General features: G+C 40.3%; 8 protein-coding genes and 4 tRNA genes. 2 read left to right on the top strand and 10 right to left on the bottom strand.

The window, feature by feature from the left end:
• Together OK025_RS09400 and OK025_RS09395 are read right to left on the bottom strand one after the other, a co-directional pair.
• Window positions 1-936 carry a ParB/RepB/Spo0J family partition protein gene (locus OK025_RS09400; RefSeq protein WP_317669247.1) on the bottom strand — a complete coding sequence of 312 codons (936 nt, stop codon included), beginning with the start codon at window positions 934-936 and terminating at the stop codon, window positions 1-3.
• 1 nt (window position 937) lies between these two features.
• Entirely contained in the window at window positions 938-1,735 is a 798-nt protein-coding gene (locus OK025_RS09395) for a ParA family protein (protein WP_070561294.1), read from the bottom strand.
• A 227-nt stretch (window positions 1,736-1,962) separates the two neighbouring features.
• Here OK025_RS09395 and OK025_RS09390 point away from each other — a divergent pair, with 227 nt between their 5' ends.
• Window positions 1,963-2,484, top strand: coding sequence for an NAD(P)H-dependent oxidoreductase (locus OK025_RS09390; protein WP_317669246.1), 522 nt, complete (start codon window positions 1,963-1,965; stop codon window positions 2,482-2,484).
• 208 nt (window positions 2,485-2,692) lie between these two features.
• Here OK025_RS09390 and OK025_RS09385 read toward each other — a convergent pair whose 3' ends face one another.
• Complete coding sequence (locus tag OK025_RS09385) at window positions 2,693-5,638, bottom strand: M16 family metallopeptidase (RefSeq protein ID WP_317669245.1); 2,946 nt, start codon at window positions 5,636-5,638, stop codon at window positions 2,693-2,695.
• A gap of 259 nt (window positions 5,639-5,897) precedes the next feature.
• Here OK025_RS09385 and OK025_RS09380 point away from each other — a divergent pair, with 259 nt between their 5' ends.
• On the top strand, window positions 5,898-7,079 hold the full coding sequence (locus tag OK025_RS09380; protein ID WP_317669244.1) for an acyloxyacyl hydrolase: 1,182 nt from the start codon (window positions 5,898-5,900) through the stop codon (window positions 7,077-7,079).
• 114 nt (window positions 7,080-7,193) lie between these two features.
• On the opposite strand, the gene OK025_RS09375 is transcribed toward OK025_RS09380, so the two are convergent.
• The 7 genes from OK025_RS09375 to OK025_RS09345 form a co-directional block, all read right to left on the bottom strand.
• A tRNA-Val gene (locus OK025_RS09375) sits at window positions 7,194-7,268 on the bottom strand.
• Between the two features lie 35 nt (window positions 7,269-7,303).
• Window positions 7,304-7,378, bottom strand: a tRNA-Val gene (locus OK025_RS09370).
• Between the two features lie 9 nt (window positions 7,379-7,387).
• A tRNA-Val gene (locus OK025_RS09365) sits at window positions 7,388-7,465 on the bottom strand.
• A 9-nt stretch (window positions 7,466-7,474) separates the two neighbouring features.
• A tRNA-Val gene (locus OK025_RS09360) sits at window positions 7,475-7,552 on the bottom strand.
• A 130-nt stretch (window positions 7,553-7,682) separates the two neighbouring features.
• Window positions 7,683-9,752 carry a putative porin gene (locus OK025_RS09355; RefSeq protein ID WP_317669243.1) on the bottom strand — a complete coding sequence of 690 codons (2,070 nt, stop codon included), beginning with the start codon at window positions 9,750-9,752 and terminating at the stop codon, window positions 7,683-7,685.
• Between the two features lie 114 nt (window positions 9,753-9,866).
• Complete coding sequence (locus OK025_RS09350) at window positions 9,867-10,682, bottom strand: purine-nucleoside phosphorylase (RefSeq protein WP_317669242.1); 816 nt, start codon at window positions 10,680-10,682, stop codon at window positions 9,867-9,869.
• Window positions 10,683-10,802: 120 nt separating this feature from the next.
• Window positions 10,803-12,293 carry a sodium:solute symporter gene (locus OK025_RS09345; RefSeq protein WP_115046435.1) on the bottom strand — a complete coding sequence of 497 codons (1,491 nt, stop codon included), beginning with the start codon at window positions 12,291-12,293 and terminating at the stop codon, window positions 10,803-10,805.
• Window positions 12,294-12,298: the final 5 nt, after the last annotated feature.

The following is a 12,298-nucleotide window of genomic DNA, read 5'->3' as shown; positions in this document are numbered from 1 at the left end:
TTACCAGTCTAACAATTCAAGAATGCGACTTAAATCATCTTCCGATTCAAAAGGGATCTCAATTGCTCCTTTTCCTTTTGTGCTCTTCAGATTCAATTTGACGCGAGAAGAAAATTTAGAAGCCAGATCATCTTCAATTTTCTGCAGTTGGAAAGACATCGGAGCTTTATCCTTTCCTGCTTTTTTCTTACCGCCTTTTTGTAACTCACGAACCAGTTCCTCCGCTTTGCGAACAGATAGACCTTGATCAATAATCAACTTAAAGATATAAAGCTGCTTATCAACCTCAGGAATATTAATCAGGGCACGAGCATGCCCCATGGTCAATGCCCCGTCACGTATTGCCGCCTGAATGACAGGTGGAAGCTTTAATAAACGGAGATAATTTGTAACAGTAGACCGGTTTTTACTAACACGCTCCCCCAATTCTTCCTGTTTTAAATTACACTCCTCAATCATGCGCTGAAAACTCAGGGCAACTTCAATCGCATTGAGGTTCTCCCGTTGGATATTCTCAATCAAGGCCATTTCCAGCATCTGCTGATCATTGGCTGTACGGATATACGCTGGAATTTCGGTGATACCAGCCAAGCGCGAAGCACGGAGACGCCGCTCCCCGGAAATTAGCTGATAATTGCCATCCGAAATTTTACGTACTGTAATCGGCTGAATTAAACCTTGTAAACTAATCGATTCCGATAACTCCTGTAAAGCAACCGGATCAAATTCGGTACGCGGCTGAAAAGGATTGACAGCTATTTCCTCTACACGAACATGGCTAATACTACCATTCTCTTTTGTTGTTTTTACAGCAGTTGGGGTAACTAGAGGAGCCTCTTCCACTTGCTGATTACTTTTAGCAGGAACTTCTACACTATCGTTTAATAGCGCACCTAAACCTCTTCCCAGCCCTGTTTTACGCTGATGTGCTGCCATATTATGCGGTTACTGTTTTATTCATTTCATTAAGATGCCCGTTTTTCTGTAAAATCTCACGGGCCAAATTTAAATAGTTGATAGCCCCTTTACAGGAAGCATCATGCATGATTACAGAAATTCCAAAGCTTGGAGCTTCGCTCAAACGGGTATTCCGCTGAATAATTGTATCAAAAACTAAATCTGTAAAATGTGTTTTCACTTCTTCGACCACCTGATTTGATAGCCTCAAACGAACATCATACATCGTCAACAAAATTCCTTCGATCTCCAGACTTGTATTTAAACGGTTTTGAACTATTTTAATTGTGTTCAATAACTTTCCAAGTCCTTCTAAAGCGAAGTATTCACACTGTACCGGAATGATAACGGAGTCCGAAGCAGACAATGCATTGATTGTAATTAAGCCTAAGGAAGGCGAACAGTCGATGATAATAAAATCATAATCCTGTTTAACCTGGTCCAAGATTTTTTTCATCTTGTACTCCCTTTCGTGCATATTGATCATCTCAATTTCTGCCCCAACCAAATCGATATGAGCCGGCAACAGATCCAAATTTGGTGTTTCTGTTGATTGGATAGCCTCACGAGGATCCAGATCATTCACCAAGCACTCATATACACTTGCACTGATTGTACGAGGGTCAAAGCCAATCCCAGAAGTAGAGTTTGCTTGAGGATCCGCATCGACCAACAATGTTTTATATTCTAAAACCGCCAAACTAGCCGCCAAATTAATTGACGTTGTGGTTTTTCCGACCCCACCCTTTTGATTTGCGATTGCAATTACTTTTCCCATCTTGAATGAAAACCTTTCTTAATTAAAATGTCATTTTATTCCACATTTCACTTTTTTGAAGATCAATTTGCCAAATTTTTTATCTGCAATTCAAATTAGCAAAACAAATTCAGCATATTTTGTACTTTTGATTGATCGAAAGCACATATCCTCAGGATGCTAAGATACAAAAAATCAAGATATGTATCCACTTTGAAACTGCGCTTTTTATAAGTATCAACAACACAATGATTTTAATAATATCCGGAACAAACCGCCCCAATAGTAAGACGTTAAAAATAGCAAAGTGCTACCAGCAATTACTTGACCGTAAGTCAATTGAAAGTGACATCTTTTCCTTAGAAGATCTACCAGCAAACATTTTAGAAACAGATCTTTATGGCAAAAGAAGTCCAGCATTTGAACCTATCCAAGAAAAGGTCAGCAAAGCTGAGCTGTTTATCTTCATCGCCCCAGAATACAACGGAAGTATCCCAGGAGCGCTCAAGCTTTTTATCGATTGCTGCACTTTTCCGATCAGCTTCTATCACAAAAAAGTTGCATTGGTCGGACTATCTTCAGGACGCTATGGCAATCTTCGTGGCATCGATCATCTGACTGGCATATGCCACTACTTAAGAATGCATGTCCTCCCCCTCAAGATCTTTCTACCCAGTGTTCAGAATGAATTGAACGATGAGGGAGAGTTATTCAAAGAGGACACGCTCCAATTCATCAACGAACAGATTGATGAGATTATCCGGTTTTAAATACACAAGTTTTAGTAGCCACAATAGCGAACTCACCCTAAAACTAATGCTGCCCGCGAACAGTGAAACAAGGATTCCATAGCGTGAAATAAGAATAAGAAAACAATGGCTATCGCAAAACCCCGATACAAAAGAAGCCTCCGGAAAACACCGGAGGCTTCTTTAATGTTATACGTTAATCTAATTCTTCAGACAAGTAATGCCCGGTCTAATAGCCGAAAATCTCTTTAAGATCCAGCTTTTTGACCTCGCCCAGTTTTGCAAGATCTTCTGGCTTAAGATTTTCTTCCTTCGCCACAATACAGTAAACGTACGGCTTTTGACTCATTTCCTTCTTGTGAAAAGTATTTAGATCGCCATAAGTTAACTTTGGCGCTTGCTCATAAACAACTTTACGAATATCAGTTGCATTTCCCAAACGTTGTGCCGCTAGATAACTACCTAAAATAGAGGCATTCAACACACGCTCACTGGCAATTGATTTTTCCAGACTTACTTTCGCAATATCCAGTCCCTTAGCACTTTCAGGCAACACATCCAGCAACTCATTCATGCCTTTAATCGCATCATTAAATTTATCAGCCTGCGTCCCAACATAAGCTCCAACCGTATAGTGATTTTCCTTTTTATAAGGCTGTCCGTAATACGCATAAGTTGAATAAGCCAATGCTTTTGATTCACGGATAGTCTGGAAGACAATACTTCCCATTCCGCCACCAAAGTAATTATTAAACAATGAAACAGTCGGGGTCAGGGCACTGTTGTATATTCCTGAACTTCTATACCAAAACACTTCAGCCTGCTTCATATCGAAATTGGCAAAAAGAACCTGATTTTTGCTTGTTGGCAATTCGGCAAACACGACCGCTTTTTTTGCCTGAACATACTCTCCGGCACCTTGTTTCAAAGGCTTCGCTTTCGCCACAAATTCTTGAGCTGTCAACGGGCCAAAATAAAGCATCGTATGTTTCATATTAGCCAGATCGTGCAATGCCTTCACCAAGTCCTCCGCTTTTAACGCATCCAATTCCGCATCTGTAAACACATTATTAAACGGATTCTTAGCGCCGTATTTAGCATAAGACTTTAGGCCCTCCATGATCGCTCCCTTGTTTTCTTTCGCATTTGCCCTCGCTTTTTTAAGGCGGGCAATATACATTTTGAAAGCCTCCTGATCAGCAACACAATTACGCAACAGATCTTGAATCAAGTTCAACGTAGCCGTAAAGTTTGAATTTAACCCCGAAATCGACACCATGGTTTCCTCATTCCCTGCAGACACCGAAAAATCAGAAGCCAATTGATAAAAATCTTTACTGAATTGCTCACTGGACTTATCTTTTGTACCCAAAAATTCGAGATAACCCGCAGCCAATGAAAGTAATTTATTGCTCCATTTTCCACCATCAAAACGATAAGATAGCGAAAACAGTTCATTATCTGCGTTCTTTACAGCTAGCACAGGTAAACCGTTTGCAGTAGCTTTCTGTATATCTTTGTTATAATCGACCCATACCGGTTGGATTTTATCCTCTGGCATTGCTTCCACCCGCTTCAAAAACTCCGACTGGTCGTCACGATTGACCGTTACAGGAGTAATTTCAGGTTTAACAACTTTAACAACATTGTTATCAACGCCCTTACGCTTATAAACAACAACATAATTATTGTCATTCAGGTATTTGTTCGCAAAATCCACCACATCTTGCTTGGTGATTTTATTCAATTCATCCGAATAGCCCACAACAGACGCCCAATCCTGACCCGAAGTAAAGGCATCCATCAATGATTCAGCTCGGTCACCATAACTTTCGTTCTGTTTGATTTCGTCTTTCTTCGCATTGTTGACGATGGCTGTTATCAAATCATCCGAGAATTCACCTTTTCTCAATTTCGCCAATTCTTGCAACAGCAGCTGTTGCACCTCTTCCAAGCTTTGTCCCTGACCAGGATTACCCTGCAACAGGAGCAAAGAATAGTCTTTTAACACATAAGGGAAAGCGCCAGCACCTAATAATTTTTGATTCTTCACCAAATCCAGATCAATCAGACCAGCAGAACCATTCGTCAAGATCTGACTCATCAGATTAAGCATACGGGCATCCTTTGTCGCAGCGCCAGGAAAACGGAACCCCATTAACATAAATTCAGCATCCGGACCTTTAACCTCGCGGACAACAGGAGTTAAAATTGGTTTCTCCGCATCAAAAGTATAGGCTGGAATCTCTTTCGCCTGCATAAAAGCAAAGGCCTTATCCACCTTTTTGACCACCTCGGTAGGATCAAAATCGCCCGACATTATCACCCCCATATTATTAGGGACATAATAGGTATGAAAATATTCACGAATCGCTTTCAAAGACGGATTTTTAAGATGCTCTACTGTACCGATTGTCGTCTGCTTTCCGTAATTATTATTGGGAAATGCTGCTGAGAACATCGATTCTACAGCTTTACGATTATCTTTATCCAAGCTGATATTTTTCTCTTCATACACAGCTTCCAGCTCAGTATGGAAAAGGCGCAATACCGGATATCTAAACCGTTCTGCCTGCACAGCAAGATACTTGTCCATTACATTGCTGGGAATTTGCTCCTGATAAACAGTCTGCTCAAATGAAGTAAAAGCATTGGTGCCTTCCGCTCCCATTGACGCCATCAATTTATCATACTCATTTGCGATAGCATATTTCGCAGCTTCTCCAGATACCTTATCGATTTCCTTATAGATTGCTTTCCGTTCGGTTTCGTCTGTTGTACCATTATATTTTTCGTAGAGCGCATCAATCTGATCCAACAAAGGTTTTTCCTTTGCCCAATCTTTGGATCCAAATTTATCCGTTCCTTTGAATAGCATATGCTCCAGGTAATGAGCCAAACCGGTATGATCTTTCGGATCTGTTTTACTCCCCGCTTTTGTTGCAATATAAGTTTGAATACGCGGTTCTTTTTTTGTCGGGCTTAAAATCACGGTTAAGCCATTCTTTAATTTGTAAAACCGCGAATGGGTAGGGTCATTGGTCACGTACTTGTAGGTGTATCCGCCTTCAGTTGCTTCTTTCCAATCAAATTTAGTGTTTTGGGCAAACAAAGCCCCCCCTGCTGTTGTTAGTACAAACGTAACAGCAGTAATTTTAAATAGGTTTTTAATCATATTTCCTTTTTCTTTTCAGCTCAAACTTAGATAAATTGCTTTTCAAATGCAATACAATTAAGACATAAACAACATTTATTTACCCATTTGACATCCTGATGGTTAAGCCACCCTATTTTACCTGCCACTCAGTTACAAGACACAGCTGAAAAACGGCATTTTTTGCAACTTGATTTCCCTACTGTTTAAATACTATTGTTACAATGATATATCATTCTTATTTTTGCAAAAATTTTAAAAAACGCTAACGTTTTATTTCATGATATCAAGAATACTTGCTTTTGTGACCCTGGCACTGCTCTCCTTTCGTGCCACTGCACAGGTCACACCCCGTATAGAAAATCCAAAAGACACTTTACAGAGCCGTACCCCTGCTAAAACAAGACTTATATTTCAACTTGAACATGAAAGTGGCGGCGAGCTTAAATTCAATGAGCGTTCCAAAGAAACGCTCGCTGACTCTTATTATAGTGGACTAAATTTTAGAGTTGGTTTTCAAACACAGTTTCAAGACTCGCTAAAGAGCATTTATAACGAGATATTCAATTACCCGATATACGGTATCGGAATCTATAGTAGTACGTTTGGCCAGGAGCATCTCGGACGCCCTTTCGCTGCCTATGGCTTTGTTGCTATCCCTATAAGACCAAAAGTAAATTCAAGATGGAATTTCAACTATCGTATTGCACTCGGTCTTTCTGGCAGATTCAACCCCTATAACGAGGAAGAGAATCCATTCAATCTACTTATTGGCAGCAAAAACAATGTATTTATTGATTTTGGACTTCAGGCTAACTATCGGCTAAATAAACACTTTCAAATAGGAGCCGGGGCGGCCTTTCATCACTTCAGCAATGGAGCCCTGGCATTACCGAACACCGGGATAAACCTGGTCCCATTGAGCCTGTCTGTCTCGTACACACCAACAAATAAGCCGTTTGATTTTAGAAAAACCAGTATCCCAAAGATGGAGAAAACAGAAGAGCTCCATTTCAATTATGCCTTTGGCTTTAAACAGATCGATCGCGAACACGACAGCCAATATTTTAAATCCATGTTAGGTGCATACTACAGCAAGCATTTGGGCTATAAATGGCGGCTTGGCGCTGGGTTTGATGCATTTTATTCAGCAAGTGGAAACGACGCCAAGGTCGCAGGCGACAAAGCCGGAAAATTCTCCGCCCTATTTTCTTATGGTCCGGCATTCTATATTGACCATGTGCTAAATTCACGCCTATATATCAACGGAAATATTGGGGCCTATCTTCATCGCAACGAATTCAATGGCGAAAGCATGCCTGTGTATTTAAGAGCAGGTGTGCGTTATAAAGTCTACAAAGATTTCTTTGCTGGAGTGTCTATTAAAGCCCACGGCGGTAAAGCCGACTTTATTGAATGGACGACAGGTTACGGCATTAAGCTAGGAAAGAAACGAAAATAAGAAGAAAAAAAAGCGAGCAACTCCCGAGACAGATTGAATACCGAGTGGGGGCTTTCAAATTACAGAGCCTTAAGCCCATAAAAAAAGCGTTCATGAAGAACGCTTTTTTTATCGTGGGGATTACTGGGTTCGAACCAGTGACCCCTACCTTGTCGAGGTAGTGCTCTAAACCAGCTGAGCTAAACCCCCTAACGAAAAAAAAGCACCATTTGATGATGCTTTTGTGGAGGCTACAGGATTCGAACCTGTGACCCTCTGCTTGTAAGGCAGATGCTCTGAACCAGCTGAGCTAAGCCTCCGTTTTGGATTGGTGGAGAATACTGGATTCGAACCAGTGACCCTCTGCTTGTAAGGCAGATGCTCTGAACCAGCTGAGCTAATTCTCCGACTTTGTATGGTGGAGGCTACAGGATTCGAACCTGTGACCCTCTGCTTGTAAGGCAGATGCTCTGAACCAGCTGAGCTAAGCCTCCATACTTTTTTAAAGAACGCCGTTCCCTAATTGCGTGTGCAAATATAGCTTAAAAATTTTATTCTCAAAATTATTTTATAAGATTTTATGCCTTTAATATCACAACAAGCTAAGAAACACCTACATAATTTTTAATCATAAAACTTCCAGGAAATACCAAATCTAAAATTGGCGGTATTCATCGGATACCGTCTTACGGTGTAGTAGCCGTGCGGGTAGAAGTTCTGGTTTAAAAAATTATAACTCAAAAACATATTTACCCGTTGTATGTTTGCTGTAATCCACAAATCCATAACTGGATAAGTCGAAAACTCGAGCTGTTTGTATGCGTTGTAAAATTGTCCCGTACCGACCGAATAATTCGGGTTTGCATAGGGCGTATTAAATTTAGCATCCAGACCGATACTATAATCAATAACTTTATAAAAGAGATTACTGTAATACAAACTATGCCAAGTATACAATTCAGGAACCGCCAGCACATCCTGTTGATCTGTCTTTTGATAAACGATAAGATTATCAAAGGTAAAATGGTTGAATTTAAACTTTTGTCCGACAGTCACTTTCAATAAATTAGCCTTATCCAATTGCGCTGGAACAATCCATTTGTCATTTTTAGGATCGTCCTGTGGATTGGGCCGCTCTTCGAAATAGGTATAATTATTCATCAAAAAATACTCAACCTTACCATGGAAACCAAGCATCGGATTGGCATATTGGAACCCTAGATTCTGAATTTTCGTCTTTTTAAGATCCAGATCATTCCACTTTCCATACGTATAATTTAGATTCTCGAAAACCATCTCAGGTGACTTATTCTGCGAATAAGCAGATAACGTCACCTTTCCAATTTTATCGCCCATAGCGATATCTGCTTTAGCATCATACAAGAAATCCCCAAAGTTATGACCAAATACAATCTGATTCGCTCTTAAACTAAAATCAAGACGATCTGAAAACTTATAGCCCAATTCACCTTTCACGATCCCATTTTGATAAAAACGATCAAAGGTCGTGCTATCCGGCAATTTTTTGAGTGGCTGCGGATAGGCAGTAGGGTTATTATAATAGCGATTTGAATCCAGTTGATTTTGCTCCACCCAGTTCATGTCATGTTGGAAAGCCAAGTTTAACTTAGCCTCATTCTTAAAGACCGACTTCCCCCGAAGGAAAAAGTTGTATTCAAATTCATTGGAAACATTCGTGATCAGCGTCTTATCATTATTCAATGCCAAGGCTTTATTGTTGTAAGGTAACACTGCATTCTTATCTTCAATGTTCTTGAAGAAATTATAGGTCTGTCTTCGAATACGCGTGTTATGTGCCATACTATTCGTTGGACGGATCTCCATGGTTGGCTTGCCCTTATCGATTGTATCCAACCGTCCCAGATAGAGCGACTGTCTTAGGAACAATGAATTATCCCACCATTTAGATCGTGGAATGACATTCTTATCAGGATCGTAAAATTTAGGAATGAACCGATCTGGCGCCTGCCTCTTCCCTGGCGCAAATGGAAGATCTTCTGTGATAGAACCATTCTCCATTGCCTCCAAGCGGTTAAATACCGCATTGATCAACAGGTTGTAACGATTATTTTTCGATTCATACCAAGAGGCTACTGAAGCTTTTAAATCGGAGTAATTCTGATTGAGGTAGAAGCCATCCGTTTTAGTCGAATGAAAATCCACATTCATATTCCACTGGGAATTGATATTTTGTGCTACCCGGGCCCTGAATACCTGATCATTAAAAAAGAATCCTACCGCAGACAATTCGGAATACCTCGCCCGTGCCCTAAAATATTGGACCGAATCGGGGTTCAATAAGTAACGTTCCAAAGCGGTAAAACCAGACTGAAAACCAATGGTCTTTTTAGGCTGAAACAACAGATCCCGCGTGGCAAGCCCATAGGAACCAAGGTTCACACTGGGGTTCCAGGGCAAATTCTGTGGATTATAATACTGATAGTTATGATGTGATGTATCAATCTGCCGCGTATAAGTAGCTTTTTTTAACATATCCAAGGTCGCATATCGGATATATTTCGCAGACAGGATGACGGAATCCTTCTTTCCATCCTCCTTGGCTCTAGCCGAATCCAATGCACTGCTCCAATCCTCTTTGCTCTGCGCAATGACATCCACGGAATAAATAATTAAAACACACCATGCGGCAAGTATGCGTACGATCAACTTCATCTAAAATAATATAAAAACAAAAAAAGCTAAATTCACCTGAATGAACCGATTACCCTTCACCCCCCCACAAATTCAACAACGTTCTCCTTCAACGATGCGACATGAAGATGCAATTTATTGCAAAGCTATTAATTCTTTCAAAATTAATGTCATTTTAGGTTCTGCTTTCTCTGCAACAGTGACAATTTCCTGCAAAGACACAGGTTTAAGTTGCTCATGGAAGCCCTCATCCGTAACAACAGAAATGGCAAATACAGGAAGAGCCATATGATTGGCGACAATAACTTCAGGAACAGTACTCATACCGACCACATCGCCACCGATCAAACGCATATAACGATATTCTGCTTTTGTTTCCAAATTCGGACCTGCGGAGGAAACATAAACAACTTTTCGTGCAGCAATAGCATGTCTGGCCGCAATATCAAGAGCCTGTTCAATCATCTTTCGGTTATAAGGCTCGCTCATATCCGGAAATCGTGGCCCAAACTCAGCCAGGTTTTGTCCGCGAAGCGGATTGTCTGGCAACAAATTGATATGATCTTCGATAATTCCTAGGTCGCCTTTTTTCACCTCGGGATTCAAGGATCCCGCAGCGTTGGAAACAAACAATTTCTGTACCCCCAGAACCTTCATGATCCGGATCGGAAATGTAATCTGCTGCATATCGTAGCCTTCATAATAATGCAGCCTTCCCTGCATAGCGACCACATTGCGTCCGCTCAGCTTTCCAAAAATAAGTTTGCCAGAATGAAATTCAACAGTTGAAATAGGGAAATTAGGTATATTGGAATACATCAGCTGATACTCGACCTCAATTTCATCAACCAACTTACCTAAACCAGTACCTAGGATGATACCGAATTCTGGAGCAAAATCTCCAATTTTTCTACGGATAAATTCCGTAGTCTCATTTATGCTATGATACATACGTACAGAAAAACTAAGTATATCAAACTTAACTTAATTTTTCTGTACGTACAAATCAAAATCAATACTTGTATTTACATCTTCTCACCAATGGAGAAACTTTTTATAACTTAAAATACATTAATTGTGGGACAATGCTTTTTCACTTGCTTTACCCGGCGAACTGATCAAAAGCATTACAAACGTGATAAAACCGTTAATGATGATCAAATCCAACCCGATAACATAGGGTGTGTACACCTCAATAACATAGGTTTTAAGCAAAAATAATACGGTGGGCGAAAGTACACAGATATAAGGCACAGCATTATCCCGCACGGCATATTTTGTGAATATCCCAAAAACGAATAAACCCAGTAAAGGTCCGTACGTATAACTCGCTGCCGTAAAGATTGCATTGACGACCGAATCATCATTGATCAGCTTAAAGACCAGAATAACCAACAACATCACAATGGAAAAGCCAAAATGCACATAGTTACGCTGTTTGATCAAAGCTGGATCGTTGGGGTTTTCTTTTTTATTGAAGTTTAAAAAGTCTACGCAGAAAGATGTCGTCAGGGCAGTCAGCGCACTATCTGTCGTTGCAAAAGTAGCCGCCGTAAGTCCCATCATAAAGATGATTGCAGGGACAATCGCCAAGTGGTTTAATGCAATTTCTGGATACAAATAGTCTCGTGTTGCCAGTTGAGTGACATCAATCCCGTTTTTAGCCGCATAGATATACAGCAAAGCACCAACAGCTAAAAAGAAAATATTAATAACCACAAATACACTTGTAAACGTAATCATATTCTTTTGTGCCTCTTTAATGGTCCCCATCGATAAGTTCTTTTGCATCAGATCCTGATCAAGCCCCGTCATGGCAATGGTCACAAAAATTCCTCCCAAGAATTGTTTCCAAAAATTTGCTTTACTGCCCACAAAATCATCCCAGAAAAAGATCTTAGAGTAACTACTTTCTTTCACAGCCTCGAAAGTATCCACAATACCAAAATCTAATCCTTTTGCCATAAAATAAATGGAAAGAATGACTGCAGTCACTAAAAAGGTAGTCTGTAGGGTATCTGTCACAATGATCGTCTTTAAACCGCCCTTATTTGTATACATCCAGATCAATACCAAACATATAACGACCGTAATCGCGAAAGGCACATTCCAGGCATCAAAAATAAAATGCTGCAATACGATTGCCACCAAATAAAGACGAAATGCCGAACCGATCGTACGGGAAACCAAAAAAATAGCAGCACCTGTTTTGTACGTGGTGTGCCCAAAACGTTCTTCCAAATAAGTATAGATGGAAGTCAAGTTCATTCTATAATAGAGCGGAAGCAATACATAGGCAATAATGACAAAACCAACGGCATTCCCAAGAACAAATTGAAAATAGCTAAATTCAGACGCACCTACTGCGCCGGGAACCGAAATAAAAGTTACGCCGGAGAGCGCGGTACCGATCATCCCAAAGGCGACCATATACCATTTAGAGTTCCGGTTTGCGACAAAAAAAGTAGAGTTATCGGAAGCCCCCTTCGAGGTGAAGTGAGCTACAGCAAGCAGAACTGCAAAATAGATTATTATAAAAGATAATAATATTACTGGTGACATAGTTT

The organism is Sphingobacterium sp. UGAL515B_05 (assembly GCF_033097525.1).
Classification (GTDB): Bacteria; Bacteroidota; Bacteroidia; order Sphingobacteriales; family Sphingobacteriaceae; genus Sphingobacterium.
This window is presented reverse-complemented; position numbering and strand designations above follow the sequence as displayed.

Excerpts from the sequence above, each read along its gene's own strand:
- OK025_RS09395 (WP_070561294.1), bottom strand. The coding sequence starts at position 1,735 with ATGGGAAAAGTAATTGCAATCGCAAATCAAAAGGGTGGGGTCGGAAAA.
- OK025_RS09385 (WP_317669245.1), bottom strand. The coding sequence starts at position 5,638 with ATGATTAAAAACCTATTTAAAATTACTGCTGTTACGTTTGTACTAACA.
- OK025_RS09390 (WP_317669246.1), top strand. The coding sequence starts at position 1,963 with ATGATTTTAATAATATCCGGAACAAACCGCCCCAATAGTAAGACGTTA.
- OK025_RS09380 (WP_317669244.1), top strand. The coding sequence starts at position 5,898 with ATGATATCAAGAATACTTGCTTTTGTGACCCTGGCACTGCTCTCCTTT.
- OK025_RS09345 (WP_115046435.1), bottom strand. The coding sequence starts at position 12,293 with ATGTCACCAGTAATATTATTATCTTTTATAATAATCTATTTTGCAGTT.
- OK025_RS09350 (WP_317669242.1), bottom strand. The coding sequence starts at position 10,682 with ATGTATCATAGCATAAATGAGACTACGGAATTTATCCGTAGAAAAATT.
- OK025_RS09355 (WP_317669243.1), bottom strand. The coding sequence starts at position 9,752 with ATGAAGTTGATCGTACGCATACTTGCCGCATGGTGTGTTTTAATTATT.
- OK025_RS09400 (WP_317669247.1), bottom strand. The coding sequence starts at position 936 with ATGGCAGCACATCAGCGTAAAACAGGGCTGGGAAGAGGTTTAGGTGCG.